This window comes from Granulicoccus phenolivorans DSM 17626 = NBRC 107789 = JCM 15570 (genome assembly GCF_000423085.1).
Taxonomy (GTDB): Bacteria; Actinomycetota; Actinomycetes; order Propionibacteriales; family Propionibacteriaceae; genus Granulicoccus; species Granulicoccus phenolivorans.
On record NZ_KE383974.1, the window covers coordinates 37,372 to 63,928 of the forward strand.

Here is a 26,557-nt window from a genome sequence, read left to right on the forward strand (position 1 = left end):
GAAGGTCAAGTCTGTGGTTCTGGGCTGCCGAGGGCCCCCTAAGAAGGCACGATTGCGGAATCCCGGAGGGCGGTTCCGTGCCTGCGTTCACGACTGCCGAATCCACCAGCGGAGCGGTTGCCGGTCGCGTTCCATTGGATCAGGCACTCAAACTCAATGAGGAGACAGACATGGGCGTCATGCGCATGGGGTACGTACACGCGAAGGTCACCGATCTGGCCGAGGCGGATCAGCACTACTCGCAGGTGATGGGTCTGTACGAGACCGCCCGCGAGGACGGCACGATCTACTACAAGGGTTGGGACGAGTTCGACCACCACTCGGTGGTGATCGAGGAAGGCGGCGTCGGCGTCGTCAAGGTCGGCTTCAAGGTACGCACCCTGGAGGACCTGGCCCAGTACGAGACCCGGCTCCAGCAGTTCGGCGCCACCGTCGAGCGGATGAGCGCCGGGGAGAATCTGAAGGTCGGCGACGGGATCCGGTTCATCGCCCCGAACGGGCACGTCTTCGAGCTGTACCACGAGATGGAGCAGGTCGGCGTGGAGGTCGGTACGCACTGCCCCGACTCCTTCCCGATGGATCTGCGCGGGATCGGCGCCCCGAACCTGGACCACGGCCTGTTCGTCGGCGACGACGTCGAAGGGGTCGAGAAGCTGTTCATCGAGGCGCTCGACTTCTATCCCTCCGAGCGGATGCTGGCCACCGGCGACGACGGCGCCCCGCTGATCGCGACCTGGCTCAGTTGTGGCAACAAGTCCCACGACATCGCCTTCCTGAAGGGCCCCGACGGCAAGCTGCACCACTTTGCCTTCTACCTGAAGGACTGGAACCACGTCACCGCGGCCGCCGACATCCTGGTCCACCACGACACCCCGATGGACCTGCCCCCGACCCGGCACGGCATCACCCGCGGCGAGACCACCTACTTCTTCGACCCCTCGGGCAACCGCAACGAGACCTTTGCCGGCGGCTACCTGATGTACCCCGACCGCCCCTGCGTCGAGTGGACCATGGACCAGCTCGGAAAGGGCCTGGACTACTACCGGCGCGAGGTCACCCCGACCTTCCTCACCGTCTACAGCTGACCAACGGGGTCGCAAGAGATGAGTGACGTGCAGGAGGCGGCCGACCGGTTGTTGGCCGCCTACCGCGACCGCGCCCCGATCCCGCCGCTGACCCCGGACTTTGCCGGGGCCGGGCTGGACGCGGCGTACCGGATCCAACAGGCCCAGGTGGCCGCCTGGGTGGCGGCCGGCGATGTGGTGAAGGGCCACAAGGTCGGCCTGGCCGCGCAGGCGATCCAGCGCCAGATGGGGGTGAACCAGCCCGACTTCGGACACCTCACCGCGAGCATGTTCCACCTGGAGCACGCCCCGATCCCGCGCGGGACCTTCCTCCAACCGCGGGTCGAACCCGAGATCGCCTTCATCCTGGGGCGCCCGCTGCGCGGACCGGGGGTGACCCTGGCCGAGGCCGCCCGGGCGGTGGACTTCGTCGTCGGGGCGCTGGAGTTCGTCGACTCCCGGATCGCGGACTGGCAGATCGGCATCTTCGACACTGTCGCCGACAACGCCTCCTCCGGCGGGGTGGTGCTCGGGTCCCGGCCGCGCCGGCTGGAGGAGTTGGACCTGCGTACGATCGGCTGCAACCTGACCATCAACGGCGAGGTCGTGGCCACCGGGGCCGGGGGAGCGGTGCTCGGCTCGCCGCTGAACTCGCTGGTCTGGCTGGCCAACACGGTCGGCCCGCTCGGGGTGAGGCTGGAGCCGGGCCATGTCGTCCTGCCCGGGTCGATGACCCGCGCCTTCGACGTGACCCCGGGATCGACGATCGAAGCCCGGATCGCCGGCTTCGGCACCGTGACCGCAGTCCTGCAGGGGGAAGCCGATGAATAACAGCAGCTGGACGCCCGCCTCGGTCGCCGAGACCCTGGTCCGGGCCGCCGATACCGCGCAGCCCCGCAGCTCCTTCGCCGAGGAATGGCCCGACTTCACCGAGGCCGAGGCGTACCGGGCGCAGGACCTGGCGCTGGTGATCCGCCGGGCGCGCGGTGAGCGGGTGGTCGGGATCAAGCTCGGGGTCACTTCGCGGGCCAAGCAGCGCCAGGTCAACGTGGACACCCCGAATGTGGCCTGGCTGACCGACGCGATGCTGCTGCCCGCCGGGGAGCCGGTGCCGGCCGGGGAGCTGATTCATCCCCGCGCCGAGCCGGAGATCGCGTTCCGCCTGGGGCGTACGCTGCGGGGCCCGGGGGTCACCGCCGCCGAGGCCCTGGCCGCGGTGGACCGGGTCTTCGGCGCGATCGAAATCATCGACAGCCGGTTCTCCGGGTACGCCTTCACGATGACCGACGTCACCGCGGACAACGCCTCCTCCGGCCGGTTCGTGACCGGCCCGGTACACCTGCCGACCGACACCCTGGACCTCTCCCTGGAGGCGGTCCTGGTCGGGGTGGACGGTGAGATCGTCGATTCCGCCACCGGCGCCGCCGTGTACGGCCACCCGGCCGAGGCGCTGGCGTTCGCGGCGAACAAACTCGGCGAACGCGGCCATGCCCTGGAGGCCGGCTGGATCGTGCTCACCGGCGGGATGACCGATGCGGTCCCGATGACGCCGGGGCGGCACGTCACCGCCGAGTTCACCCACCTCGGCTCGGTCACCGTCCGCGCCTGACCGACCCCGCACCCGCACCAGCCCACCCCGGACCCGCCGGGGTGGGCTGGTGTGCGTTCGGTGGGGCGCAGACCTCGACCGGGCTCAGATCTCCACCGGGGCCGGATAGTCGCTGGTCTCCGGCGTCAGATGCAGCGGTCGGTCGGACAGCGCCTGGGAGATCTCGCCCGCGGTCCGCAGCACCGTCTTCACATACCGCGCCTGACTGCGTTCGAACCGGTTCACCGGCACACTCAGACTGATCGCCGCGATCACCATCCCCAGGTCGTCGCGGATCGGCGCGGCCACACAGTGCACGTCCTCGACCGCCTCCCCCAGATCCAGCGCGAACCCACGGGTACGGATCTCGATCAGCTGGGCCCGCAGCACCGCCGGGTCGGTGATCGTGGTGGTGGTGTAGCGCTGCAACTTCGTGGTGGTCAGAAAGTCCTCGACATCGCTCGGGTCGGCGTGCGCCATCAGCAGCTTTCCCACCCCGGTGCAGTGCGGCTCCAGATGCGTACCGACCCGCGCCCCCTGGGCGATCACGTTCCGGGTGCCGAGGAACTTGTCCACGTAGAGCACCTTGCGGCGCTCGGCGACGGCCAGGTGGCAGGTCTCCCCGAGTTCCTCGACCAGCGCCCGCAGGTAGGGCGCCGCGGTGCCGCGCAGGTCGACCGCGCGGTGGTGGATCTCGGCCAGTTCCAGGATCCGCCAGCCGACCCGGTACCGGCCACCGGCCCGCCACCGCAGGATCCCGATGTCGACCAGGCTGGACAGCACCGCGTGAGCGCTGGAGCGCGGCACCCCCAGCTTGCTCGCCACCTCCGAGACCCCCCACTCCGGGGCGTCCTTGGAGAACAGATCGAGCACCCGGCCGACCTTGTCCACGGTGTTCAGCGTTGCCATCGAGCCTCCCTGCTCGTACCCTCCCCGCCGATCCGGCGTACGAAGGGGTTCTGTTCAGAATAGTCGAACCCACTGAGGGCCGTCGGCGAATGCGGTCGGGCAGTGGGGAACGACCCGGCAGCGGCGTCGCGGCGGCTCCTACGCTCCTCAAGAAGCCCCAATGACGCAGCCCTCGTTCGTCCCGAACAGCGGCGTTCCTCGAACGGACAAGAAGGAAGGTGACCCATGGCCACGCTGACCGCAGCCATTGTCGGGTCCGGAAACATCGGCACGGACATGATGTACAAGCTCCTGCGCTCCGAGCACATCGAGCCCACCCACATGGTCGGGATCGATCCGGCCAGCGAGGGCCTGCGGCGCGCCGCCGACCACGGTCTGCAGACCTCGGTCGGGGGAGCGGACTGGCTGCTCGCCCAGGACACCCTGCCGGACCTGGTCTTCGAGGCCACCTCGGCCAAGGTGCACGCCGCCGCCGCCCCCCGGTACGCCGCGGCCGGCATCACCGCGATCGACCTGACCCCGGCCTCGATCGGCCCCTACGTCGTCCCGGCGGTCAACCTGCATGAGCACGTCGGCGCCCCGAACCTGAACATGGTCAGCTGCGCCGGCCAGGCCACCATCCCGGTGCTGTGGGCGATCAATCAGGCAGCCGACGCCTCCTACGGCGAGATCGTCGCCGCGCTGGCGTCCAAGTCGGCCGGCCCCGGCACCCGGGCCAACCTCAGCGAGTTCAGCGAGAAGACCAGCCGGGCGCTGGCCGCGGTCAGCGGCGCCGACCGGGCCAAGGCGATCGCGGTGATCAACCCCGCCGAACCCCCGATGAACATGCGCGACACCGTGTACGCCCTGGTCCGCAACCCCGACCGGGCCGCGATCGAGACCGCGGTGGAGAACGTCGTCGCCGAGGTGCAGAAGTACGTGCCCGGCTACCACCTGAAGCTGATCGAGGTCGAGGGCGACAAGGTCACCGTGATGCTCGAGGTGATCGGCGCCGGGGACTACCTGCCCACCTACGCCGGCAACCTCGACATCATCACCGCCGCCGCGGCCCGCGTTGCCGACGTCATCGCCGCGGACCGCCCGCGTACGAACAACGGGCACACCCAGACCCAGCACCAGCCGGAAGGAGCGCTGCAGTGAGCACCGCCAACCCCAAGCCGCACAAGATCAACTTCGTCGACACCACCCTGCGCGACGGGATGTCGAGCGTGTCGCACCAGTTCACCCCCGCCAACGTCGCCGCCATCGCGGCCGGCCTGGACGCCGGCGGCATCGGCACCATCGAGGTCGCCCACGGCATCGGCATCGGGGCGTCCTCGCTGCAGTACGGCCGGGCCGTCGCCACCGATCCGGAGTACGTCGCCGCGGCCGTCGGCGCGGTCGAGAACGCCGACATCGCGGTGCTCTACGTCCCCGGCATCTCCACCATCCCGGTGTTGGCCGACTGCATCGAGGCCGGCATCAAGACCGTCCGGGTCGCGGTGCACTGCACCGAGGCCGACTGCGGTCAGCAGCCGATCGAATGGGCCAAGGAGCAGGGCCTGACGGTGATGACCTTCCTGATGATGAGCCACAAGCTGGAGGTCGAACCGCTCACCGAACAGGCGCGCAAGCTCGCCTCCTACGGCGCCGACGTCGTCTACGTGGTCGACTCCGCCGGCGCGATGGTGCCCGAGCAGGCCGCCGCCCGGGTCAGCTCCTTCGTCTCCGCGCTGGACACCGAGGTCGGCTTCCACTCCCACAACAACCTGGGCGTGGCAATCGGTAACGCGCTGGCTGCGGCCGAGGCCGGGGCGACCTACATCGACGGGTCCCTGCGCGGCCTGGGCGCCAGCGCCGGGAACGCGCAGACCGAGGTGATGGCCGCGGCCTTCGAGCGGGCCGGCTGGGAGACCGGGGCCAATATCTGGCCGCTGATCGACACCGCCGAGCAGGTCCTGGCGCCGCTGATGAAGCAGCCGCAGATCGTCGATGAGACCGCCCTGATGCTCGGGTACGCGGGGGTCTACTCGACCTTCTTCCACCCGACCAAGCGGGCCGCGGACAAGTACCACCTGTCCAGCCGCGACATCCTGCTCGAACTGGGCCGCCGCAACATCATCGGGGGCCAGGAAGACATGATCATCGATGTTGCTGCCGAGATGTCCGCGGAGCGCAGCACCTCCCAGATGTCCGCGGAGCGGAACGGAGTACCGGCATGACCGCCCCCACCCGGACCGGCGTGATTCACGTCCAGAACCTGATCGGCGGCCACTGGCGCGATGCGGCGGACGGGCGTACCTTCGAGACCCGCGATCCGCACGACGGGAGCCTGCTCGGCGTCGTCCCGCGCAGTTCGGCCGCCGACGGTGAGGCCGCCATCGTTGCGGCGCGGAAGGCGTTCGACGAGGGCCCCTGGCCGCAGCTGACCCCCAAGGAGCGCGCGAAGATCCTGCATGCGGTCGCCGATGCCGTCGACGACCACCGCGAGGAACTGGCCCTGCTGGAGACCACCGACGGTGGCAAGACGATCACCCAGTCGCTGCACGCCGAGATCCCGCGGGTCGCGCACAACCTGCGCTTCTTCGCCGACTACGTCGCGATGGCCGCGAACGAGGCCTACCCCGACGGCGCCCTGCTGTCCTACGTGCTCTACCCGCCGGCGGGCGTGGTGTCGGCGATCAGCCCGTGGAACGCGCCGCTGATGCTGGCCACCTGGAAGATCGCGCCGGCGCTGGCGTTCGGGAACACCGCGATCCTCAAGCCCGCGCCGCAGACCCCGCTGACGGCGTACCGGTTCGCCCAACTCGCCCAGGAAGCGGGCCTGCCCGACGGCGTGCTCAATGTGGTGTTCGGGTACGGCGGCGACGAGGTCGCCGGGCCGCTGACCGGCGATTCCCGGGTGGACCGGATCACCTTCACCGGATCCTCGGCGACCGGGGTGAAGATCCTGGAGGCGGCGGCAAAGAACCACACCCCGGTCTCGGCCGAGATGGGCGGCAAGTCCGCGCAGGTCATCTTCGCCGATGCCGACCTCGACGTCGCGGTCCCGATGGCGATCCGCGGCATCTTCGGCGGCAACGGTCAGGTCTGCCTGTCCGGGTCCCGGCTGTTGGTGCAGAACTCCATCCGCGACGAGTTCGTCGCCCGGTTCGTCGCCGAGGCGGGCAGACTCACTGTCGGGGACCCGAAGGATCCGGCGAACTTCGTGGGCCCGCTGATCGAGCAGGCGCATCTGGACAAGGTCTCCGGCTACGTCGACCTGGCCCGCGAGGAGGGCGGCGAGGTGCTCGTGGGTGGCGCCCGGCTCACCGGGGATGCGTACGCCGCCGGCTTCTACTACCCGCCGACGGTGGTGACCGGCCTGACCAACGCCAACCGGGCGGCCCGGGAGGAGATCTTCGGCCCGGTGGAGACCGTCCTCGGTTTCGACACCGAGGAGGAGGCGATGCGGATCACCAACGACTCCCCGTACGGCCTGGCGGGCATGCTCTACACCACCAACCTGGACCGCGCGCACCGGATGGCGGCCCGGTGGAAGGCGGGTACGGTGTGGATCAATACGTTCTTCGAACGCGATCTGCGGTTGCCGTTCGGGGGTGAGGGAATCAGCGGCCTCGGCCGCGAAGGAGGCCAGTACTCCCGGGACTTCTTCACCGAACCCCGCGCGGTGACCATGCGGCTGCGCGGCTGAGCGAAGGGGCACAACGATGAGCGAGACGAGCCCGAACCGGGATCTGCACGTGGTGGTCGGGGCGACCGGCGCGGTCGGTACCGCCGTGGTCGAGCGGCTGCTCGGCTCCGGCCGCCGGGTGCTCGGCGTCGCCCGGGACGCGGCCGCGCTGGCGCACTTTGCCGACCGGGCCCCGGACCGGTTCGTCGCGGTGGCCGCGGACCTCGGCGACGATGCCGCGATCGGGGTGCTCCGGGACGCGCTGGACGCCCCGGTCCGGCTGGCCCTGTTCGGGCCCGGCCTGCGCGTCTCCGGATCGGCGCTCACCATCGCGCCGGGGGACCTGGCGTACGCGGCGAACCTGAAGGTCTCCGGCGCGGCCCGACTGCTCCAGGCGGTCGAGGGCCACTTCGCCCCCGATGCCCGGTTCGTCGCGATCGCCGGGTCGCTCGGGCTGGAACCGGGGCCCTACGATGCGGCCCCGGGCACGGTCAATGCGGCCCTGATGAACCTGATGCAGCAGATCTCCCAGCTCCTCGGCCCGCGCGGAGTATCCGTGCATACCATCGCCCCCGGGCCGCTGGACACCCCGCGGCTGCGAGCCTTCGCCGAGTCGCGGGCGGCGCAGGCCGGGATCACGCCCGAGCAGGCGTACCAGAACTATGTCGACCACACCAGCCTGGGGCGCCTGCCCACGGTGGAGGACATAGCCTGGCTGGTGGAGATGTTGTTGTCCCCACACGCGGCGGCGCTGCACGGCGGCGTCCTGCGCGCCGACGGCGGCGCGCTCCGCCACGCGTTCTGAACCCGCACCCGAACACCCGACAGGAGTGACCATGCCCGTTGCCAATCTGCACGTCCCCGCCGGTACGCCGCACGCCGAACTGATCCGGCGGGCCAGTGAGATCTACGCCTCCGCGATGGAGTCCCGGTCGACCGGGTCCGGGTCTTCGTGCACAGCTACGAACCCGACGCGATGGCCGTCGGCGGGGTCAGCGTCGCCGAGGGCGCCCCGGTGACCCCGTACTTCGAGGCGATCGCCTTCGAGGGCCGCCGGCCCGAGCAGTACACCGATCTGCTGGCCCGGATGAGCCAGGCCCTCGCCGATGCCTGCGGGGTCGACCTCGCCATCGTCCGCGGCCGGGTGATCAAGGTGAGCCCGGAAGACTGGGCGATCGCCGGCGTCCCGGCCTCGGTGGTCCGCAAGGCCGAGATCGAGGCCCGCGCGGCCGCCCGGGCGAAGGGGGAGTAGCCAACTGCCGGAGCGGTCGGGACATTGTCCCCTGCCGCCCCGCAAGCTGGCCGGTCGGTGGGCCGCCGCCCCCGGCACGGCGGCCTTTCCGTCGCTGACCCCGCGAGAACGTGAACTGCTCGATCTGGTCGCCGCCGGGCTGGACAATCCGGCGATCGCGCGCCGGCTGGGGCTGTCGGAGAAGACCGTCCGCAACACCCTGTCGACGGTCCTGACCAAACTGGGGGTGCCGACCCGGGCCCGGGCCATCGTCCTGGCCCGGGAGGCCGGGATGGGGTCCTAAGGGCACCCCGGGAGTCGGCCGGGTGGCGGGGCATTCCAGACTGGCCCCATGAACAAGACTGCTGCGTACATGCCCGCCGATCTGAACCGGCTCGAACGCGAGACCGGGATGATGCTCGCCACCGTGGAAAGCCTCAGCGATGACGAACTGGCCGCCCCTTCGCGGTGCGCCGGCTGGACCCGCGCCCATGTGGTGGCGCACTTGGTCGGCAACGCCCGCGGACTCGGCCGGCTGATCGACTGGGCGGTCACCGGCACCGAGACCCCGATGTACGCCTCGATGGACCAGCGCAATGCCGAGATCGAGGAACTGGCCGCGCTGCCGGGGGCGCAGCTGAAGCAGCAGGTGCGCGAGAGCAGCGCCGAGTTCGCCGAGAAGGCCGCGCAACTGAAGTCGGCGAAGCTCGCGGTCACCGAGGTCGAGCGGGCCGGCCGGCCGATGAATCCGTACGCCATCCCGGCCACCCGGATCAGCGAGGTGCTCATCCACCATGCCGACCTGGAGACGCTGTGGGACCTCGAAGAGGCCGACATCGATGCCCTCGAGGACGCCCTGGATCTGGCCGTCGAGCGGATCCAGGCGCGCGAGGACTACCCCGGGCTGAGCATCGTCACCGATGAGGGCGATGAGTACACCGTCGGCGACGGCAAGATCGGTCTGCGGGGCGGCCGGGACGCGATCCTGGGCTGGATCACCCGCGGCCGTACCGAGCGCCTCAAGGTCGACGGGGCCCTGCCGGCCCCGCCCAAGTTCGCCTGAGCAGCGACCCGGCGTACGGCGAGCGGCCGGCTTCCCGCGACGGATTCGTACGCCGGCCGGTTTCCCGCGACGGTTCTGTACGCCGGCCGGCTTCCCGCGACGGTTCCGGGGGCCGGCCGGCTTCCCGCGACGGTTCCGTGCGCCGGCCGGCTTCCCGCGACAGCTAAATCCGCAGGGACTGTTCCCGCGACGGCTCGGACCACGCAGCCCGCCGAAATGTTTCCTGCGTTTGCTGCAACACCTGCGGAACAGGGTTGCGGTCGCTAGGTGACGCAGGGCATCGCGGGAAGGGCTGGGCCGGATCTTGCCGTCGCGGGAAGGGCGGGCCGCGATGGTTCCGGGGGCCGGCCGGCGTCCCGCGATGGTTCCGGGGGCCGGCCGGCTTCCCGCGATGGTTCCGGGGGCCGGCCGGCTTCCCGCGATGGTTCCGGGGGCCGGGCGGCTTCCCGCGACGGCTCGGACCACGCAGCGCCCCGAAATGTTTCCTGCGCTTGCTGCAACACCTGCGAAACAGGGTTGCGGTCGCTACGTGACGCAGGGCATCGCGGGAAGGGCCGGGCCGGATCTTGGCATCGCGGGAAGGGCTGGGCCGGATCTTGCCATCGCGGGACGGGCCAGGCCGGATCTTGCCATCGCGGGAAGGGCCGCCCCAGATCTTGCCGTCGCGGGAACGATCAGCCCCGGACCGCCTCGAGCGCGTTCGCCAGCGGCTCCACGACGGCGGCCCGGTACGGCCCGCGCATGGAGAACACGATCTGCTCGGCACCGGCCGCGGCGTACTCGGCGGCCTCCTCGGCGAGTTTCTTCGGGTCGGCATCATCGGCCCAGGCCACGTGCACCGAGCGCTTGATCTCCGACTCGTCCCGGCCCACCTTGGCGCAGTGCTCCTTGAGGACGGCGTCCAGTTCGCGGAACTCCGCGGTCGACTTCGGGAACAGCGCGTCCCACTGCTGGGCGAACCGCGCCACCACTCGCAGTGTCCGCTTGCGCCCGGCCCCGCCGATCACGATCGGGATCCGCGGCGCCTGGACCCCCTTGGGCTCGCAGCGGGCCTCGGTGAGTTGGTAGTACTTGCCCGCGAAGGTGGTCGTCTCGTTGGTCAGCAGCGAGTCGATCACCTCCACGCCCTCCTCGAAGCGGTCCATCCGTTCCCGGATGGTCCCCAGCGGGATGCCGTACGCCTGGGACTCCGGTTCGAACCAGCCGGCGCCCAGACCGAGGGTGAGGCGACCACCGGAGATGATGTCCAGGGTGGCCGCGGAGTTCGCGGTCACCGCCGGGTGCCGGTAATGCATGCCGTTGACCATCGACCCGATCCGGATCCGCGTGGTCGCCTGCGCCAGGGCGGCCAGCATCGTCCAGGATTCCAGGCAGGTCCCGTTCGGGTCCCCGATCAGCGGGTAGAAGTGGTCGAAGTGCCAGGCATAGCTGAAGGTCTCGATCTCGTCGGCGGCGCGCCAGACGTCGAGGTAGTCGGTCCAGGCTCCGTGCTGCGGTGGGGTCTTCACGGCATATTCGGTCATGGCCGCAACCTACCCGCCGACCCCGGGCGCCGATCCGGGGGTCAGGTGTGCTTCTTGCCCTGCGCCGCGGCCTGGGACTCGACCATCGCGGCGTGATCGGGCACGTAGCGTTCCAGTTGCCGCTCGGGGCGCAGATAGCCGGTCGGTGCGGGGCGCTTGGGAATCTTCAGCACCGGCACCGGGACCTCTCGATACGGCACCGAATCGAGCAGGTGGCTGATCATGTTGATCCGGGCCCGCCGCTTGTCCTCGGACTCGACCAGGTTCCACGGCGCCTCGGGAATGTCGGTGTGCACCAGCATCTCGTCCTTGGCCCGGGAGTAGTCGTCCCAGCGCTGCATCGACTGCAGGTCGGTGGGGGACAGCTTCCAGCGCCGCATCGGGTCGGTCAGCCGGGACCGGAAGCGCACCTCCTGCTCGTCCTGGGAGACCGAGAACCAGTACTTGCGCAGCATGATGCCGTCCTCGATCAGCAGCCGCTCGAAGATGGGGCACTGGTGCAGGAAGCGGTGGTACTCATCCATCGTGCAGTACCCCATCACCTTCTCCACCCCCGCCCGGTTGTACCAGGAGCGGTCGAACAGCACGATCTCGCCGGCGGCGGGCAGGTGGGAGATGTAGCGCTGGAAGTACCACTGGGACTTCTGGCGCTCGGTCGGGGTGGGCAGTGCCACGATCTGGGCGACGCGGGGGTTGAGGTACTGGGTGACCCGTTTGATCGTCGAGCCCTTGCCGGCGGCGTCGCGTCCCTCGAAGATGATCACCAGGCGCTGGCCGGTCGCCTTGACCCACTCCTGGAGCTTCACCAGTTCGGCCTGCAGGGTGAACAGCTCCGCATCGTAGAGCGACCGTTTCATCCGCTTCTTCTTGCCCATCGACTCAGCGTACGCGGGCTTCCCCCGGCCCGCGGGGAGATGGAATGATTGATCCATCAACTATGTTGTGCAGGGCAGAACTCATACCAAGGAGCAGATATGCCGAACAGCGACGACACCGCGACCCGCACGGTCGAACTGGGCCTGGACACCTTCGGTGACCGCAGCTCGGATGCCGCGGGCACCCCGGTTCCGTACGCCCAGGTGATCCGCGACATCACCGAACAGGGCATCCTGGCCGATCGGGTCGGGGTCGACTTCATCGGGATCGGCGAGCACCACCGCGACGACTTCGCGGTCTCGGCCCCCGACGTGGTGCTGGCCGGCATCGCGACGCGGACCGAACGGATCCATGTCGGTTCGGCGGTCACCGTGCTGAGCTCCGATGACCCGGTCCGGGTGTTCGAGCGCTTTGCCACCGTCGATGCCCTCTCCAACGGGCGCGCCGAGGTGATCCTGGGCCGCGGCTCGTTCACCGAATCCTTCCCGCTGTTCGGCTTCGACCTGGCCAACTACGAGGCGCTGTTCGAGGAGAAGCTGGACCTGTTCAGCAAGCTGCTCACCGAGGAACCGGTGACCTGGCAGGGGCAGTTGCGCTCGCCGCTGGTGAACCAGGAGGTCTACCCGAAGACCGAGCACGGGCTGAAGACCTGGATCGCGGTCGGTGGCTCGCCGGAGTCGGTGGTGCGCGCGGCGCGCTATCGGATCCCGCTGATGCTCGCCATCATCGGCGGCCCCGCCGACCGGTTCGCGCCGTTCGTGAAGCTGTACCACGAGGCGCTGGGTCAGTACGCCCCCGGCACCACGCCGGTGGTCGGCGTCCACTCCCCGGGCCATGTCGCCGAGACCGACGACCTGGCTCGCGAGCAGCTGTTCCCGCACTTCAAGGCGAACCGTGACCGGATCGGTGCAGAGCGGGGCTGGCCGGCGGCCACCCGCGCCGACTTCGAGCGCGAGATCGAGCACGGAGCCCTGTACGTCGGATCCCCCGAGACCGTGGCGCGCAAGATCGCTCGGACGGTGCAGGACCTTGGGCTGGACCGGTTCGACCTGAAGTACGCCAGCGGCCCGATGCCGCACGCCCAGCTGATGCAGTCCATCGAGCTCTACGGCACCACGGTGATCCCGCGGGTCCGCGAACTGCTCGCGGACTGACCCGTACGCCGTCGGCCGGTCACCGGGGTGAGTACGGCCAGTGCGGCCGCGCGGAGGGCCGACCAGCCGGTCCGGTCCGCCCGGCCGCGGCCGGTGTCCCGGACGGTCCGGGGGACCGGAATCAGCTGAGCAGCGCCTCCACTGCGATGTTGATCGCGAAGTTGATCGCCAACTGCGCGGCGATCCGCGCCAGCGGGATCAGCGTCATCGACGCCCCCGCGGTCGGGATCGCCGCCGCGATCGCCGCGGCCACCTGGATGGCGAAGGAGACCAGGTTGATCACGAAGGCGATCTTCAGCGCGATCACCGCCCCGCCGATCAGCAACAGGCACCCGCCGGTCACCGTCCCGGCCACGCCGAGGTTCTGGGCGACATCATGGGCCCCGTCGGGCTCGGTGAAGGATGTCTTGAAGGCCTCGACCGCCGGGCCCCGGTTCACCTGCGCCACGGTGTTGAAGGCCTGGGTGGCGGTGGCGTGGGTGGTGTCGACCTCGCCGCCGTACTGGGTCCACCGATTGCCCCACTCGAAGATCCGGTCCTCATCGCCCTCGGGCCACTCGAAGCCGACCAGGTTCAGGAACCGGGACAGTTCGGGGGGCAGCATCACCGACATCAGAGATTCCCTTCGACGGCCTGGGCCAGGTCGATGTTTCCGGCCTCGAGCTGGGCGTACGCCTGGCCGGCGATGGTGAGCCGCTCGCCGTGGCCCTGGTAGCCCTCGGTGAGCGAGCCGGTGGTCTCCTGGAAGCTGCCCAGGAAGACCGAGTAGATCATCTGGGCGATGCCGCCGAGGGTGTCGTTGGTACCCAGCACGCTGAGGTCACTGACCTGGGCGAGCAGATCCTGGGTCCGCGCGGCGAGGTCCGTTCCGGCCTGATTCATTCCCTCGCCACCGTGCTGGTAGCTCCCGGGATCAAAGGCGATCGTCTCGGCCATGGGTCATCCTTTCCTGCTGTCCGGCGGCCTGGGTGAGCATGTCCCGCATCGAGCCGAGATAGGCCTGCATCGACTGCTGGGTTTCGGTCCGGATCCGGTCCAGGTTCTGCTGCAGCGCCCCGAGATCGGTGTCGGCGTCCTGCATGGCGGCGACCAGCTTCGCGGTGTGGTCGGCCAGCGCGGCATTCACCGCCGCGGCGATGTGATCGCCCAATTCAGCAGTGCCCAGCCGCAGCGCCCGCGGGTGGACCTCGACCCCGGTGACCTGGTTCGCGCCCAGCCGGACGATGATCAGGTCCTCGGCGCTGTGCCCCTCGGCCTCGACCTCGGGGACCGGCGGGGGAGCGGCGGCGGCCTGGGCCCGCAGTTCGGCGAAGATGTGGTCGAAGCCGCTCATCAGGCCAGCGCCTCGGTCAGCAGCGGGATCACCAGGTCGGCGAAGGAGTCGACGATGTCGGCGTCGCTGTCGACCACCCAGGCGGTGCTGTCGACCAGCTTCCACCGGCCGTCGGTGGTGTCGTAGGCCAGCAGTTGGTCGAAGCGTTCCCCGATGAACCGCAGCGAGGTCGCCACGTGGGCCGTCCCGGCGGTCAGGCGCCGGTTCGACTCGATCACGCCCAGTGGTTGGTCCGGGGAATCCGGGTCGCCGTCGGCGGTGGCGAAGATGATCAGGCCATCGGCGCCGAGCCCGTTGCTGCGCAGCAACAGCTCCCGGTACGCCGGGGGCAGCTCGATCCCGAACAGCTCGCGGAACGGGCCGGCCAGGGCCTCGACCGCGGCGGGGTCGGCCGGCGGGTACTGCTCGTAGAGTTCGTCCTCGATCCGGTCGATCAGGGCCGGGATATCGGTGCTGCTCATGGGCTCTCCTGGTTCATCGGGGGCTCAGGGAACGTCCGGGTGCGTCACGATAGTGGGCCGGTTCGCGGTCGGCGTGGGCGGCCAGACCCGGGTGCCCGGCGGGTAGTGGATCCACGGCACCGTACGCGTGTCGCCGACCGGCAGATCGGCGGTCACATAGTGCTGGTGGTTGGTCACCAGTTGGTGATCGGGGGAGTTGCGGATCAGGACGAGGTTGTCGAAGCTGTTGGTGCCGCCGTCGTCCAGCGGCAGGATGTGGTGCACCGACCAGTCCCGGCCGGGCACCTTGCCGGCCCGGATCCGAGCGATCTCGGTCGGGCTGAAACCGGCCCGCTGCAGGGCCCCCTGGTCCAGCGATTTCAGGAAGTCCTGGCGGACGCCCCCGTTGAACGTCTCGCGCAGCTGGGCCAGTTCGGCCCGCGGTCGGCGGGTGTAGGAGAACTCGGGGGTGACCCGCATCCCGGGCATGTCGTAGACCTGGCCGCCGAGCACCCCGCGGGCATGCACATCCCCGGCGATCACTTTGATCTTCTTCAGGAAGGGCTCGACGAACTTCGTGAACAGCCCAGCCCCTGCTCCGGCTCCCTTGGCCATGTGGATGCCCTTCCGGCGGCGACCTCGGTCACGCTAGTGGCCGGTCCGGGTCAGTGCACGGGGCAGAAACCGGAGACTTCCGCTCGGTCAGTCCAGCCGGACCAGCAGGGCAACGGGGAGCCGCCCGAACAGCCGGGAGACCGCGACGGTGCCACTGTGCTCGGTGCCGGTGAGTTCGTCGCGCCAGGTGCCGACCAACTCCACGGTGGTGTCGCCCCAGCAGCCGGCGCCGCCGCAGTCACCGCGCGTACCCAGGGTGTAGGGCAGCCGGGTGACGGCGGTGATCGCGCCGCCGCGGTCGAAGCCGAGGAAGTGCTGGGCCGCCTCGCCGGTGGCCCGCACCGGGGTGTACGAGGCGAACAGCTCCGGGCGTTCCCGGCGCAGCGTGAGCGCCTGCCGGACCACCCAGAACTTGGCCTTGCCGGTCTCCTCCACCCAGGGGGCATCGGTCAGCGTGAGCAGTTCGCGCCGGGCGGCGAAGTCGACCGGGCGGCGGTTGTCCGGATCGACCAGGGAGTCCTCCCACAGTTCGGTGCCCTGGTAGACGTCGGGGATCCCCGGCATCGTCAGCTGGACCAGCTTCTGCCCCAACGCATTCGACCACCCCGGCTGGACCATCAGGATCAGCAGGCGTTGCAGCGAGTCCTGGAGGTTCTGGTCGGCGTACACCCGATCCACCGCGGCATGCACGGCCGCTTCGAAGTCCGGATCGGGGTCGACCCAGCCGGTCCCGTCGGCCGCCTCGCGCATCGCCTTCTCGGCGTACGCATGCATCCGGTCGGGCTCGATCAGCCCGACCCCGGCGAAGGTCTGGGCGAGCAGGTACGCCAGCGCGAGGTTTGGGATCTCGGTGTGCTCGGCGAAATCCCGGGCCCAGGCGAGGAACTGCGGCCCGAGTTCGGCCAGCACCGCCAGTCGGGCCCGGACGTCCTCGCCCCGCTTGGTGTCATGGGTGGACAGGGCGGTCATCGACTGCGGCCACAGCTCCTGGCGGCGCTGCTGGGCGGCATGGAAGTCCTCGGGGGCGTACCCGAAGCGGCCGGGGTTCCCACCGACCTCGTTCAGCGCGACGAACCGGTTGTAGCGGTAGTAGGCGGTGTCCTCCTTGCCCTTGGCCATCGCCGCCCCCGTCAGCTGCTGGAAGCGCTGGGCCACCTCGGCGGTCGGGTCGACCAGATAGTCGACCACGGCGTCGGAGCTGGCGGCATCCTCCTGATGGACAGCGATCTCGTCGCGGGTGGCCTCGTCCAGCCACTCGTACCCGAACGGGAGGTAGGTCCGGTAGACCTCGAACCAGGCGGCGATGTCGATCAGGTCCCGGCGGGCCTGGTCGGCCGGCAGGCTCGGCAGCAGTCGGGTCAGCCGGGTCAGTTCGGCGCCGAACAGCGTGTGCAGCACCATGTCCTTGCCGGCCACCACGTGCTCGCCGATGTCGCGGGTGTCCCCGGTGAGCTGCCGGTACGCCGCGGTCACCGCGGCCTCCTTGGCCGGGTCGAGGAACACGCCGTTGACCTCGGCCATGGCGTCGTAGCCGGTGGTGCCCTGGATCGGCCAGTCCGGCAGGGTCTCCTCGGGCTCCAGGATCTTCTCTATGGTGATCCAGGCGGTGGGAGCCAGTTCGCGCAGCCGCCGCAGGTAGTCGCCGGGATCGGTCAGGCCGTCGGGATGATCCACCCGCAACCCCTCGACCCCGTCCTCGGTGACGAAGCGCCGGATCCGCTCATGGGTGGCGGCGAAGACCGCGGGGTCCTCCTGGCGTACGCCGGCCAGCGTGGTGACGGCGAAGAAGCGGCGGTAGTTGAGCTCGTCGTTGGCCGAGCGCCAACCCGCCAGCCGGTAGTGCTGGCGGGCCAGCACCTCGGCCACCGTGTCGCCGTCGGCCCAGGTGCCCGCGGCCACGGGGAAGCGATGCTCGAAGTAGTGGATCTCGCCGCCGTCGGGGGTGGCGACCAGCTGCAGGTCGTCGGGGCTGACCTCGTCGCCGAGCACCGGCACCAGGATCGGGGCCCGGTCCCAGTCGATGTCGAACCAATCGGCGTATGGGGACTGTCGGCCGGACCGCAGCACACTCCACCAGGCCGGGTTCTGCGCCGGTACGGCAATGCCGAGGTGGTTCGGCACGATGTCCAGCACGACCTTGAGGCCCACCCGGCGGGCGGCGGCCATGAAGGTCGCCCAGCCCGCTTCGCCGCCGCGCTGGTCATCGACGATGCTCGGGTCGGTGCAGTCGTAGCCGTGGTCCGAGCCCGGCGTCGACGCCAGGATCGGCGACAGGTAGACCGCATCCACCCCGAGCTCGGCCAGGTACTCGACCAGGTCCGCCACGTCGTCGAGCCGCAGGCCCGGCCGGACCTGCAGCCGATAGGTCGAGGTGGGGACGGTCACCGCGGAGGGGGAGTGCTCGGTTGTCACACGCTCACCCTATCCGGCGGCTAATCTCGGCACTGACCCACTGCAAGGGAGCTTCCATGGACGTCACCACCCTGTCGCTGACCACCCTCGACCTCACCAACGAGGACGGCCTCCTGCTGTTGCGGTTGAACCGGCCCGATGCGCTCAACTCCTTCACCGTCGCCATGGCCGAGGAACTGACCCGGGTGTTCACCGAGGTCAACGACGACGACACGGTCCGCGCGGTCATCGTGACCGGGACCGGGCGGGCGTTCTGCGCCGGGATGGCGCTGGACGTGGCCGGCAACGTCTTCGGGCTGGACGAATCGGTGCAGCCGGACTGGGCCGATCTGGCCGACCTGACCGATCCGGCGCTGGCCCGGGTCCGCGACACCGGCGGCATGGTCACCCTCGCGATCTACGCCTGCCGCAAGCCGGTGATCGCGGCGATCAACGGGGCCGCGGTCGGCATCGGGGCCACCATGACCCTGGCGATGGACGCCCGACTGGTCTCCACCAAGGCCCGCTTCGGCCTGGTCTTCGGCAAGCTGGGCATCTCCCCGGAGGCCTGCTCGACCTGGTTCCTGCCGCGGCTGGTCGGGACCGCGAAGGCGCTGGACCTGATCTACTCCGCGGAGATCCTGGATGCCGAGGCCACCGTCGCGATCGGCCTGGCCGCCCGGGCGTACGAACCCGAGGAGTTGCTGACCGCGGCCAGGGAACTGGCCAACCGCTGGACCCGGGGCCGGTCCGCGGTCAGTGTCGCGCTGATGCGCCAGCAGATCTACCGCAACAGCGGGCAGCCGCACCCCGCGGCGGCCAGCCGGTCGGAGACGATGGCGATGTACGCCACCAGCATCGGCGACGGCAAGGAGGGGGTGGCCGCGTTCCTGGCGAAACGGCCGGCCGAGTTCGCCGCCCGCGCCTCGCAGATGCCCGCCTGGTACGCCGACTGGATCGCGGAGTTCGACGCCAGGTGGGGTGCCAATACTCCGGTAGAGTAAGGGGGTGACTGATTCCCCTGCGAGTTCGACCCTTGGCGAGTTGCTGCGGCGCCAGCGTGAGCTGGCGTCGATCCCGATGCGGCAATTGGCACGGATGTCGGGGATCTCGGGGCCGTACCTCTCCCAGATCGAGCGAGGCCTGCGCGCGCCCTCGGACCAGGTGCTCGAGGCGCTGGCAGACAATCTGCAGATCTCGGCCGACATGCTCCGGGCCCAGACCGCGCCCGCGGATGCGGAGAAGTCCGACACGCTGCACGCGATCGCGAACGATCCGCAGTTGACCCCGACGCAACGGGCGGCGTTGACGGAGGTCTATCAGACCTTCCTGAAGACCAATCGGGACTCCAGCAGGTTCGGCACCACCGCGGAAGCCCCGGAAACCCCCGAAGCGACCGAGCAGCCGGAGGCGTGAGTTTCAGCTCAGGGTGGCGGATCGGCGCAGCATCGGCGCCCAGTAGTTCTCCAGCGCGTCGGAGCTGACCAGCAGATCCAGGTGGCTGGCCGGCACGCTGACATGGTGCACCTCGTTGCTCGGGGTGGACACCTTCGGGGCCAGTGCCAGGAGTTGATCCTCCGGCACCAGCAGGTCGTCGGCCCCGGTCAGCAGGAACAGCGGACAGTCGATCCGGCCCAGGTCCACGACCTCATCGCCGATCTCCAGCACGTTGCGGATCAGTTCGTTGTTGGCGAACATGTGCTCCAGGGTCCACTGGGTGAACGGGCCGGGCAGATCCTGCGGGGTGGCCAGCCAGTCCAGGATCGCGCGTTCCTCGGCGACCGTGGTGGGCTCGTTGATCCGCGCCCACAGCCGGGCCCGGTGGCCGTACTCCGACAGCATCTCGGTGGTGTTGAAGCCGAGCACCTGGAACCCGCCGGGCCAGGTCCACGGAACCTGGGGCAGGACGCCGTCGGCGACCTCGGTGAACTCGCTGAGCGCCACCCGCCCCATCACCGAGGGCGCGTCGACCGAGCGATGGGTGTCGATCGGGGCCGCACCGAGGGTGAGCGAGACCGCCTTCTCCGGGTGCAGCGCGGCGATGATGGTGACCGCCCACCCGCTCTGGGAGTAGCCGATCAGGTTGGCCCGGCCGCCGGCGAGATCCACCGACTCCCGGATGATGGCCAGGTGTTCGTCGATGCCGCTGGCGCGTGCATTCCCGCGCGGGTCCACCCACTCCAGGGCGTACACGTTGGTGTGGCCGTTGTTCAGCAGGGTGGCGATCAGGCCGGTGCGCATCGTGGTGTCCAGCGCGGCGCCGGTCAGCCCGGACTGCGGGGCCACCACCAGCGTGGGTACGCCGGTCGATCCCGGGGTGAAGTGGCGCAACTGGCCCTGGTCCCACTGCGCGATGATCTCGTTGGGGTGGGCAAAGGCGGGCCGGCGCCGGTTCAGTGCGGCATTCCAGTAGGTGATACCGTCGTTGAGCATGCCGTGGACCCCGCGCAACCAGGGGAGGGAACTCCAGTAGTCGGCCCAGGCCACGGCGGTCGCCCAGGCCACGGTCATTGGAGCTTCTGCCCAGAGGTCAAGCGCCTTCTGCGGGACCAACTGATTACTGCTCGGTTGTACGTCCACCACGGGTTCAGGTCCTTCGGATAATTGTTTGGGCTACGTTACTCGCGCGTTACGGTTCCGCGTCAAGACACGACGTGCCCCCTGTTTTAGGGATAAAGAACTGTATTTGGGGATAAAAAATCGCCGCCACGCCGTAAAGCGTGGCGGCGATTTTTGTAGCAGTGCTCAATCAGCCGCGTCGGGTCCGATCGAACTCAGCGGCTGCCGGACCTGCCGGCAGCCGGCCGAATCACTTGAGCAGCTCGCGAGCCATCGAGGTCTGAGCCTGCGAAACGCTCTTGACCAGCTCGACCTGAGCGGAGACGATGCCCTCGAAGCCGGGGACCTTGATGGCCTGGGCCAGCTTGTTCTGGGCCTCCAGGAACAGGGCGACGTTCTGCTCGTAGATGTCGAGGCCCTGGTTGCCGGCCTTCTTCAGCGAGTCGGCGTAGAGGCTGTTCAGCTCCGACAGCTTCTCGACCTGCTCGTTGATGGCCTTGGTGATGGTCTCGGTGTTGGCGGCGATGCTCTCCTGAACGCGGGCGGCGTTCTCCTGAGCGGCCTTGGCGGTGGCGTCGGCGACGTTCGCGGCGGCGTTGGTGGCCTGAGCGGTGGCGTCGGCAGCCTTGGAAGCGGGGGTGTTAGCGGTAGCCATAGTTGTCTCCTCTGAAGATGTCGATCAGCCGGGGAGCTGACCTGTTCGCTCGGGTGGCTTCGGTTCTCTCGGCCGCCCTTGTGTTAGCTACTCTAGCTAACACCCGGCTAACAAGTCAACTTCACCCCGGATATTTCTTTCAAATGACCTCTGACAAGGCCTTTTGGTCAGCTGAACACGTACTCGCCGGGTGCATCGCCGGTCGCGGGGTACTTCTCGCTGCCCATCGGGGGCGGTGCCTGGAGGGCGCCGGCCCGCTTGGCGGACCACACCGCCCAGTCCTCCCACCAGGACTTCGCCTGGTGCTCGGCGCTGGAGCGCCACTGTTCGGCATCGGTCGGCAGCTTGGGCTGCTGGCCCGCGGGATCGCCCACGACCTCGATCCAGGCCTTCTTGCTCGGCGGGTTGACGATGCCGGCGATGTGACCACCGCTGGCCAGCACGTAGCGGGTCTGGCCGCCCAGGTGCTTCACCCCGTCGAAGGAGCCGGTCCACGGCACGATGTGATCCTTGATCGCACCGATGATGTAGACGTCGTTGGTGACCTTGCCCAGCGAGAGCTTCTGGCCGTTCATCACCAGTTCGCCGTTGGCGAGCGCGTTCTGGCCGTACAGCAGGGTCAGGTACTCCGAGTGCATCCGCGCCGGCATCCGGGTGGCGTCCTCGTTCCAGACCAGCAGGTCGAACGCGGGCGGCTCCTCGCCCAGCATCCAGCGGCTCACCCAGTAGGAGAAGATCAGGTCCTGGGCCCGGAGCAGGTCGAAGGTGCCGGCCATGTCGGTTCCGTCGAGGTAGCCCTGGGTGTCCATCAGGGTGTCGAGCTTGTAGACCGTCTCCGGGTCCGACATCAGGCCCAGGTCACCGGTGTTGGTGTAGTCCAGCAGGGTGTTGACCAGGGTGATGTTGCCGACCCGATCGTCGCCCTTGGCCCGCAGGTAGGACAGCGCGATCATCGACATCGCGCCGCCGAGGCAGACGCCGAGCAGGTCGATCTTCTTGGCGCCGGTGATGTCCTCGACCACATCGAGCGCGGTCAGCACGCCCTTGTTCATGTAGTCCTCGAAGGAGGTGTCGCGCATCGAGGAGTCCGGGTTGCGGTAGGAGATCATGAACACGGTGCGGTTGTGCTTGTTCGCCCACTCCGCCAGGCTGCGGCCCGGGTTGAGGTCCATGATGTAGTACTTGTTGATCCACGGCGGGGTCATCAGCAGCGGGACCTCGTGCACCTGCTCGGTGAGCGGGGTGTACTGGAGCACCTCGATCAGGTCGTTCTTGAACACGACCTTGCCCTTGCTGGAGGCCATGTTCTCACCGACGGTGAAGGCGTCCTCGTCCACCCGCTGCGGGCGGCCCTGTCGAGTGGTCATGTCCTCGAAGAAGTACTTCGCGCCCTGGGCCAGGCTCTTGCCGCCGGTCTCGAAGGTCTTGACCGCCACGTCCGGGTTGGTCAGCGCGGAGTTCGACGGCGACAGCATGTCCATCATGACGCGCGCGAACTGGCGCGTCTTGCGGGCCTTGAAGTCGTCGGCGGCGCCGGCGTCGATGAGGTTCTCCAGATACTCATCGGTGGCCAGCCAGTTCTGCAGCAGCGTGTAGTAGAACGCGTTCTTGGTCCAGGCGGTGTTGTGCCAGCGGCGATCCTTCTCCGGGATCGGCAGCGCACCGCTGGTCTTGGCCCCGGTGGCCACCGATGCCGAGGACAGCGGCACGCTGGCCAACTGGGTGAGGTACTTCATCGTGGCGCTGGTGACGGCCAGCGGGTTCATCGTGGCGTGCCAGGCCACATTTCCGGCGGACTCGAACCAGCCCACCGGGTCGACCTTGGCCTTCACCTTGCGGCGTACGCCCTGCAGCGGCTTGAGCGGCTGGGCCAGTTGCTGGCGCAGCGCTTCGAACATATCCATGTTGGTCACTCCTGACCCGCCACTTCACCGTAGTAGCGGAAAATGAACTGGGCGATGCAGGCCGGCTTCTCCGAGCCGGGTACACCGATGGTGGCAGTGAGGGTGGCCTGGAGCGCCCCCTTGGCTTCGGTCACATCGTCAATCTTAATGACCGCCGAAACCTCCGACCCGGCCTTGACCGGGGACAGGAAGCGGACCTTGTTCAGGCCCATGTTGATCACCTGGGTGGTCTCGGTGACCTCCAGCGCGGAGAACATGAAGCGGCTGATCAGGGAGAGGGTGAGGAAGCCGTGCGCGATCGTGCTGCCGAAGGGGCTCTCGGCCGCGGCGCGCTCGGGGTCGACGTGGATCCACTGCTCATCCTCGGTGACCTTGGCAAAGCCATTGATCCGCTCCTGGGTGATCAGGACCGGAGTGGAGTGGAACTCGGCGCCGACGGACTCTGGCAGCTTGCTCAGCGGCACCTGAGTCGGGCCGGTGGACTGAGGTGTCTCGGACATGGAAGGCCTTCCCATCGTGAGGGGTCGACAGCGACCCGTGGACTTTCGTCATTGTTTCGGACGGTAGGTGCGATGTCCATCACAACCGGAGCTCAGTGGAACAGGTCACAATCGCCGGGATCGGGCGTGGGCTGCGGACGGGACCTGTCCGGGTGGCGGCCCAGCGTCGCAGGCATGGAAACCCTTGAGACAGCAGTTACTCCGTTCACCCTCTGTGTCCCGGAAGCGTCGCTGGTTGCCCTGAGGGACCGCCTGCGGCAGACCCGCTGGCCGCTGGAGGATCCCGGCACCGGATGGGATCACGGCGTGCCGGTGGCGTACGCCCGGGACCTGGCGGCGTACTGGGCCGACGGGTTCGACTGGCGCGCCCAGGAGCGCCGGATCAACGCGGTGCCCCAGTTCACCACCCGGATCGATGGGCACGACGTCCATTTCTTCCATGTCCGCTCCGCGCAGGCGGACGCGACGCCGCTGCTCCTGCTGCACGGTTGGCCCGGGGCGCCGACGGAGTTTCTGCCGATGATCGGGCCGTTGGTCGATCCGCTCGCGTACGGCGGGGATGCCGGCGAGGCGTTCGACGTGGTCGTGCCCACCATCCCGGGATTCGGGATCTCGGGTCCGGCGATCGGTTGGCAGCCCGACCGGGCGGCCGAGGCGATGGTCGCGCTGATGGCCCGACTGGGCTACCGGCGCTACGTGGTGCACGGTTATGACGCCGGTGCCCTGATCGGGCGGAGGATGGGGCTGCTCGATCGCGACCACCTGATCGGATTGCACCTGACCGACGTGTTGGGGGGAGAGTCGCTGACCGCCGAGACCGCCGACCCGTCCGATCCCGTCGAGGCCCGGGCGGTGCAGAATGCGATGCGGTATGAGTACGAGCTCGGCGGATACGCGATGGTCCAGTCCACCCGGCCGCAGTCGCTGGGGATGGCGCTGACCGACTCTCCGGTGGGGTTGCTCACCTGGCTGGTGGAACGGTTCCAGGACTGGTCGGCCGCGGAGAAGAATCCCGAGGACGTGTTCACCCGGGACCAGATGTTGACCACCGTCAGTATCTACTGGCACTTCGCCACGATCTGGTCCTCGATGCGCTACTACAAGGAGATGGCGGGAGTCTGGGGTGTCGAGCCCGAGATCTCGGCGGCCCCGCTGGCGATCGCGATGATGCCGGAGGATCTGGGGGTCCCGGTGCCGCGGGTGATCCGGCAGCACAACAACCTGGTCCGCTGGGTCCGATTGGACCGGGGTGGGCACTTCGCCGGGTGGGAGCAGCCCGGGCTGATGGTTGCCGACCTGCGGGCTGCGGTGCCGGAACTTCGGGCTGCGGGGTGAGCCGGGGCGGGTCGTTGGGGCTTCCGGGGCTGGACTCGTGGTTCCGGCGATGGGCTCGTGGTTCCGGCGATGGAACCGGCGGACTCGGCGGTCGTGCGATGCTTCCGGCGGTCCGGCGACAACGCTGATCAACCCGCATGCGGTGCAGCAGTCGCGTGAGCCCGTTGGCAGCGCCGGATAGGCAGATCCATCGCCGGACGACCGGACCTGATGCGGGCCGGTGTCCCAGGGGGCGTTGCGGGGCGGCGGTGCATGTACTCGAACTCGCGCCCGGACGGATCCACCGGTGAAGCGATGATTCACTGGTGGAGTAACCGATCCACTGGGGGACCAGCGGATCCACCGGCGAGACAGTCGAATCCGCCGCGGCTGGGCTGATGCCATCACCGGCCGCCGGGCGAATCGGGCCGCCGGGCGAATCGGGCCGCCGGGTCAATCGGGGCGCTGTGGGCTGCCGGGTGAATCGGGGCGTCGGGTGACTCGGGCCGCCGGGTGAACGGGCCGGTGGGGGAAACAGCGTCGGGGCGGAGATGCAGCGTTGGTCCGGGACACTGAGCTTCGGGGCGCCGGGACGCTCTTTGCCCCGTGTGGACGCTCCTTGCCCTGGTGGACGCTGGGTGACCTGCCCGACACGGGTGCCACCCCGGCGTCGGGGGCGGGGGAGCCGGCGTCGGGGCGGGGGAGCCGGCGTCGGGGCGGGGGAGCCGGCGTCGGGGGCGGACATGCAGCGTCGGTCCGGGGCACTGAGCTTCGGGGCGCCCGGACGCTCCCTGCCCCGCGTGGACGCTCCTTGCCCCTGTGGACGCTGGGTGACCTGCCCGACACGGGTGCCACTCCGGCGCGGGGCCCGGGGAGGGGGTGGGGCCCCTGCCGGCCAGCACGATGTGGCCCCCGGGCGAGTTCCCGCGACGGTTGCGGGCTCGCGGCGACGGAAGAGGTTTCCCGCACCTGCTGGGACGCCCGCGAGTTCGGCGCTGTCGTCGCGGAGTGAACGACTCCGTCGCAGGAGGCCGGGCGGTGACTTTGCTGTCGCGGGAAGGGTACGCCCCCAGGTTCCATCGCGGGAAGGCGTACGCGACGAGGTTCCGTCGCGCGAAGGCGTACGCGACGAGGTTCCGTCGCGGGAAGGCGTACGCGACGAGGTTCCATCGCGAGAAGGCGTACGCGACGAGGTTCCGTCGCGGGAGGACGCTCCTTGCTCCTGTGGACGCTGGGTGACCTGCCCGACACGGGTCGGGGCCACGATGTGGCCCCGGGCGAGTTCCCGCGACGGCTGCGAGCTCGCGGCGACGCAAGAGGTTTCCCGCACCTGCTGGGACGCCCGCGAGTTCGGCGCTGTCGTCGCGGAGTGAACGACTCCATCGCGGGACGTCGGGGCGGTGATTTTGCTGTCGCGGGAAGACGTACGAGGCGATCTCCTGTCGCACGACGCACGACCCATCGCGGGAACAGAGTTGTGACTGGTTGAGCGGGACGCCGAACGGGCTGATCCCCGGAAAGCGCTCGCCATGAGGCCCATCGGGGCAAGTCGGAAAGGCCGCCGCGCCCGCTCGGATCGTTCGCGCCACGGTTACTGCGGTAGATTGCACCCGGCCCCGCACCGCCCGGACTCCCACCCGAGCGCCCGGCGGACCCCCGCCGAGCGCCTGACGGACTCCCGCCCGAGCCCCTCACGCGCCCCCGCCGAGCCCCCGCCCGGCACCGGCCGGCCGCCCGGCCCAGCCCCCGACCGGGTGCCCGACCCCGCGATTTGGCACGACCGGGA

The 26,557-nt window shown here is 69.4% G+C and carries 27 protein-coding genes; 14 read left to right on the top strand and 13 right to left on the bottom strand.

All coding sequences use genetic code 11. The features are described 5' to 3' along the window. Window positions 1-170: 170 nt before the first annotated feature. Genes G531_RS0117435 through G531_RS0117445 form a run of 3 tightly spaced genes read left to right on the top strand, consistent with a single transcriptional unit; the run spans window position 171 to window position 2,673 of the window. The gene (locus tag G531_RS0117435; protein WP_026928196.1) at window positions 171-1,085 is read left to right on the top strand and encodes a catechol 2,3-dioxygenase; all 915 of its coding nucleotides are present in this window, start codon (window positions 171-173) and stop codon (window positions 1,083-1,085) included. An 18-nt stretch (window positions 1,086-1,103) separates the two neighbouring features. Continuing rightward, window positions 1,104-1,895 (top strand): 2-keto-4-pentenoate hydratase, encoded by a 792-nt coding sequence (locus G531_RS0117440; protein ID WP_026928197.1) that lies wholly within the window; start codon window positions 1,104-1,106, stop codon window positions 1,893-1,895. Then, window positions 1,888-2,673: a 2-keto-4-pentenoate hydratase gene (locus G531_RS0117445; RefSeq protein WP_026928198.1), complete on the top strand. Its 786-nt coding sequence runs from the start codon at window positions 1,888-1,890 to the stop codon at window positions 2,671-2,673. The genes G531_RS0117440 and G531_RS0117445 overlap by 8 nt, the downstream gene beginning before the upstream one ends. A gap of 84 nt (window positions 2,674-2,757) precedes the next feature. Here G531_RS0117445 and G531_RS0117450 read toward each other — a convergent pair whose 3' ends face one another. After that, window positions 2,758-3,561, bottom strand: coding sequence for an IclR family transcriptional regulator (locus tag G531_RS0117450; RefSeq protein WP_026928199.1), 804 nt, complete (start codon window positions 3,559-3,561; stop codon window positions 2,758-2,760). A 225-nt stretch (window positions 3,562-3,786) separates the two neighbouring features. Between G531_RS0117450 and G531_RS23710 the strand changes: the two genes are divergently transcribed. The 7 genes from G531_RS23710 to G531_RS0117480 all read left to right on the top strand — a co-directional run bounded on the left by G531_RS23710 (window position 3,787) and on the right by G531_RS0117480 (window position 9,507). Beyond that, window positions 3,787-4,701 carry an acetaldehyde dehydrogenase (acetylating) gene (locus G531_RS23710; protein WP_051215668.1) on the top strand — a complete coding sequence of 305 codons (915 nt, stop codon included), beginning with the start codon at window positions 3,787-3,789 and terminating at the stop codon, window positions 4,699-4,701. Continuing rightward, window positions 4,698-5,762, top strand: a complete 1,065-nt coding sequence (gene dmpG, locus G531_RS0117460) for a 4-hydroxy-2-oxovalerate aldolase (RefSeq protein ID WP_026928200.1) — start codon at window positions 4,698-4,700, stop codon at window positions 5,760-5,762. Before G531_RS23710 ends, dmpG begins: the two co-directional genes overlap by 4 nt. Further along, the gene (locus tag G531_RS0117465) at window positions 5,759-7,234 is read left to right on the top strand and encodes an aldehyde dehydrogenase (RefSeq protein WP_026928201.1); all 1,476 of its coding nucleotides are present in this window, start codon (window positions 5,759-5,761) and stop codon (window positions 7,232-7,234) included. Before dmpG ends, G531_RS0117465 begins: the two co-directional genes overlap by 4 nt. A 16-nt stretch (window positions 7,235-7,250) precedes the next feature. After that, entirely contained in the window at window positions 7,251-8,018 is a 768-nt protein-coding gene (locus G531_RS0117470; protein ID WP_026928202.1) for an SDR family oxidoreductase, read from the top strand. 147 nt (window positions 8,019-8,165) lie between these two features. Continuing rightward, the gene (locus G531_RS23715) at window positions 8,166-8,465 is read left to right on the top strand and encodes a tautomerase family protein (protein ID WP_051215669.1); all 300 of its coding nucleotides are present in this window, start codon (window positions 8,166-8,168) and stop codon (window positions 8,463-8,465) included. Window positions 8,466-8,559: 94 nt separating this feature from the next. After that, entirely contained in the window at window positions 8,560-8,748 is a 189-nt protein-coding gene (locus tag G531_RS26830) for a response regulator transcription factor (RefSeq protein WP_145978798.1), read from the top strand. Between the two features lie 48 nt (window positions 8,749-8,796). Then, complete coding sequence (locus G531_RS0117480) at window positions 8,797-9,507, top strand: maleylpyruvate isomerase family mycothiol-dependent enzyme (RefSeq protein ID WP_026928203.1); 711 nt, start codon at window positions 8,797-8,799, stop codon at window positions 9,505-9,507. 674 nt (window positions 9,508-10,181) lie between these two features. Here the strand turns inward: G531_RS0117480 and G531_RS0117485 are convergent. Both G531_RS0117485 and ppk2 read right to left on the bottom strand, forming a co-directional pair. Continuing rightward, the gene (locus G531_RS0117485) at window positions 10,182-11,030 is read right to left on the bottom strand and encodes a TIGR03560 family F420-dependent LLM class oxidoreductase (RefSeq protein WP_026928204.1); all 849 of its coding nucleotides are present in this window, start codon (window positions 11,028-11,030) and stop codon (window positions 10,182-10,184) included. 41 nt (window positions 11,031-11,071) lie between these two features. Continuing rightward, entirely contained in the window at window positions 11,072-11,905 is an 834-nt protein-coding gene (gene ppk2, locus G531_RS0117490; RefSeq protein ID WP_026928205.1) for a polyphosphate kinase 2, read from the bottom strand. 99 nt (window positions 11,906-12,004) lie between these two features. Here ppk2 and G531_RS0117495 point away from each other — a divergent pair, with 99 nt between their 5' ends. Next, a complete protein-coding gene (locus G531_RS0117495; RefSeq protein WP_026928206.1) occupies window positions 12,005-13,060 on the top strand; it encodes an LLM class flavin-dependent oxidoreductase in 1,056 nt (351 codons plus the stop codon). A 121-nt stretch (window positions 13,061-13,181) separates the two neighbouring features. On the opposite strand, the gene G531_RS0117500 is transcribed toward G531_RS0117495, so the two are convergent. The 6 genes from G531_RS0117500 to treY all read right to left on the bottom strand — a co-directional run bounded on the left by G531_RS0117500 (window position 13,182) and on the right by treY (window position 17,860). Then, window positions 13,182-13,673 carry a WXG100-like domain-containing protein gene (locus tag G531_RS0117500; RefSeq protein WP_026928207.1) on the bottom strand — a complete coding sequence of 164 codons (492 nt, stop codon included), beginning with the start codon at window positions 13,671-13,673 and terminating at the stop codon, window positions 13,182-13,184. After that, window positions 13,673-13,996 (bottom strand): hypothetical protein, encoded by a 324-nt coding sequence (locus G531_RS0117505; protein WP_026928208.1) that lies wholly within the window; start codon window positions 13,994-13,996, stop codon window positions 13,673-13,675. The genes G531_RS0117500 and G531_RS0117505 overlap by 1 nt, the downstream gene beginning before the upstream one ends. Then, window positions 13,974-14,393: a YbaB/EbfC family nucleoid-associated protein gene (locus tag G531_RS23725; protein ID WP_035759639.1), complete on the bottom strand. Its 420-nt coding sequence runs from the start codon at window positions 14,391-14,393 to the stop codon at window positions 13,974-13,976. The genes G531_RS0117505 and G531_RS23725 overlap by 23 nt, the downstream gene beginning before the upstream one ends. After that, window positions 14,393-14,854 carry an SMI1/KNR4 family protein gene (locus tag G531_RS0117515; protein ID WP_026928209.1) on the bottom strand — a complete coding sequence of 154 codons (462 nt, stop codon included), beginning with the start codon at window positions 14,852-14,854 and terminating at the stop codon, window positions 14,393-14,395. Before G531_RS0117515 ends, G531_RS23725 begins: the two co-directional genes overlap by 1 nt. A 24-nt stretch (window positions 14,855-14,878) precedes the next feature. Further along, on the bottom strand, window positions 14,879-15,448 hold the full coding sequence (locus tag G531_RS23730; RefSeq protein WP_051215670.1) for an HNH endonuclease: 570 nt from the start codon (window positions 15,446-15,448) through the stop codon (window positions 14,879-14,881). An 87-nt stretch (window positions 15,449-15,535) separates the two neighbouring features. Next, on the bottom strand, window positions 15,536-17,860 hold the full coding sequence (treY, locus tag G531_RS0117525; protein ID WP_245630552.1) for a malto-oligosyltrehalose synthase: 2,325 nt from the start codon (window positions 17,858-17,860) through the stop codon (window positions 15,536-15,538). A 56-nt stretch (window positions 17,861-17,916) separates the two neighbouring features. Here treY and G531_RS23735 point away from each other — a divergent pair, with 56 nt between their 5' ends. Both G531_RS23735 and G531_RS23740 read left to right on the top strand, forming a co-directional pair. Further along, window positions 17,917-18,843: an enoyl-CoA hydratase-related protein gene (locus G531_RS23735; protein WP_051215671.1), complete on the top strand. Its 927-nt coding sequence runs from the start codon at window positions 17,917-17,919 to the stop codon at window positions 18,841-18,843. Window positions 18,844-18,847: 4 nt separating this feature from the next. Next, window positions 18,848-19,255: a helix-turn-helix domain-containing protein gene (locus G531_RS23740; protein WP_081684242.1), complete on the top strand. Its 408-nt coding sequence runs from the start codon at window positions 18,848-18,850 to the stop codon at window positions 19,253-19,255. A 3-nt stretch (window positions 19,256-19,258) separates the two neighbouring features. On the opposite strand, the gene G531_RS0117540 is transcribed toward G531_RS23740, so the two are convergent. The 4 genes from G531_RS0117540 to G531_RS26955 all read right to left on the bottom strand — a co-directional run bounded on the left by G531_RS0117540 (window position 19,259) and on the right by G531_RS26955 (window position 23,457). Further along, window positions 19,259-20,350, bottom strand: coding sequence for an alpha/beta hydrolase (locus tag G531_RS0117540; RefSeq protein WP_026928211.1), 1,092 nt, complete (start codon window positions 20,348-20,350; stop codon window positions 19,259-19,261). Between the two features lie 298 nt (window positions 20,351-20,648). Continuing rightward, window positions 20,649-21,053 (bottom strand): phasin family protein, encoded by a 405-nt coding sequence (locus tag G531_RS0117545; protein ID WP_026928212.1) that lies wholly within the window; start codon window positions 21,051-21,053, stop codon window positions 20,649-20,651. A gap of 167 nt (window positions 21,054-21,220) precedes the next feature. Next, entirely contained in the window at window positions 21,221-22,957 is a 1,737-nt protein-coding gene (locus tag G531_RS0117550; RefSeq protein WP_211221899.1) for a PHA/PHB synthase family protein, read from the bottom strand. Window positions 22,958-22,962: 5 nt separating this feature from the next. Then, window positions 22,963-23,457, bottom strand: coding sequence for a MaoC family dehydratase (locus tag G531_RS26955; protein WP_051215672.1), 495 nt, complete (start codon window positions 23,455-23,457; stop codon window positions 22,963-22,965). A gap of 174 nt (window positions 23,458-23,631) precedes the next feature. Here G531_RS26955 and G531_RS0117560 point away from each other — a divergent pair, with 174 nt between their 5' ends. Next, window positions 23,632-24,792 carry an epoxide hydrolase family protein gene (locus G531_RS0117560; RefSeq protein WP_026928215.1) on the top strand — a complete coding sequence of 387 codons (1,161 nt, stop codon included), beginning with the start codon at window positions 23,632-23,634 and terminating at the stop codon, window positions 24,790-24,792. Window positions 24,793-26,557 lie beyond the last annotated feature (1,765 nt).

Coding starts and splice junctions, on each gene's coding strand:
- G531_RS0117435 (WP_026928196.1), top strand. CDS start 171: ATGGGCGTCATGCGCATGGGGTACGTACACGCGAAGGTCACCGATCTG.
- G531_RS0117440 (WP_026928197.1), top strand. CDS start 1,104: ATGAGTGACGTGCAGGAGGCGGCCGACCGGTTGTTGGCCGCCTACCGC.
- G531_RS0117445 (WP_026928198.1), top strand. CDS start 1,888: ATGAATAACAGCAGCTGGACGCCCGCCTCGGTCGCCGAGACCCTGGTC.
- G531_RS0117450 (WP_026928199.1), bottom strand. CDS start 3,561: ATGGCAACGCTGAACACCGTGGACAAGGTCGGCCGGGTGCTCGATCTG.
- G531_RS23710 (WP_051215668.1), top strand. CDS start 3,787: ATGGCCACGCTGACCGCAGCCATTGTCGGGTCCGGAAACATCGGCACG.
- G531_RS0117465 (WP_026928201.1), top strand. CDS start 5,759: ATGACCGCCCCCACCCGGACCGGCGTGATTCACGTCCAGAACCTGATC.
- G531_RS0117470 (WP_026928202.1), top strand. CDS start 7,251: ATGAGCGAGACGAGCCCGAACCGGGATCTGCACGTGGTGGTCGGGGCG.
- G531_RS0117480 (WP_026928203.1), top strand. CDS start 8,797: ATGAACAAGACTGCTGCGTACATGCCCGCCGATCTGAACCGGCTCGAA.
- G531_RS0117485 (WP_026928204.1), bottom strand. CDS start 11,030: ATGACCGAATATGCCGTGAAGACCCCACCGCAGCACGGAGCCTGGACC.
- ppk2 (WP_026928205.1), bottom strand. CDS start 11,905: ATGGGCAAGAAGAAGCGGATGAAACGGTCGCTCTACGATGCGGAGCTG.
- G531_RS0117495 (WP_026928206.1), top strand. CDS start 12,005: ATGCCGAACAGCGACGACACCGCGACCCGCACGGTCGAACTGGGCCTG.
- G531_RS0117500 (WP_026928207.1), bottom strand. CDS start 13,673: ATGTCGGTGATGCTGCCCCCCGAACTGTCCCGGTTCCTGAACCTGGTC.
- G531_RS0117505 (WP_026928208.1), bottom strand. CDS start 13,996: ATGGCCGAGACGATCGCCTTTGATCCCGGGAGCTACCAGCACGGTGGC.
- G531_RS23725 (WP_035759639.1), bottom strand. CDS start 14,393: ATGAGCGGCTTCGACCACATCTTCGCCGAACTGCGGGCCCAGGCCGCC.
- G531_RS0117515 (WP_026928209.1), bottom strand. CDS start 14,854: ATGAGCAGCACCGATATCCCGGCCCTGATCGACCGGATCGAGGACGAA.
- G531_RS23730 (WP_051215670.1), bottom strand. CDS start 15,448: ATGGCCAAGGGAGCCGGAGCAGGGGCTGGGCTGTTCACGAAGTTCGTC.
- G531_RS23735 (WP_051215671.1), top strand. CDS start 17,917: ATGGACGTCACCACCCTGTCGCTGACCACCCTCGACCTCACCAACGAG.
- G531_RS0117540 (WP_026928211.1), bottom strand. CDS start 20,350: ATGACCGTGGCCTGGGCGACCGCCGTGGCCTGGGCCGACTACTGGAGT.
- G531_RS0117545 (WP_026928212.1), bottom strand. CDS start 21,053: ATGGCTACCGCTAACACCCCCGCTTCCAAGGCTGCCGACGCCACCGCT.
- G531_RS0117550 (WP_211221899.1), bottom strand. CDS start 22,957: ATGGATATGTTCGAAGCGCTGCGCCAGCAACTGGCCCAGCCGCTCAAG.
- G531_RS26955 (WP_051215672.1), bottom strand. CDS start 23,457: ATGTCCGAGACACCTCAGTCCACCGGCCCGACTCAGGTGCCGCTGAGC.
- G531_RS0117560 (WP_026928215.1), top strand. CDS start 23,632: ATGGAAACCCTTGAGACAGCAGTTACTCCGTTCACCCTCTGTGTCCCG.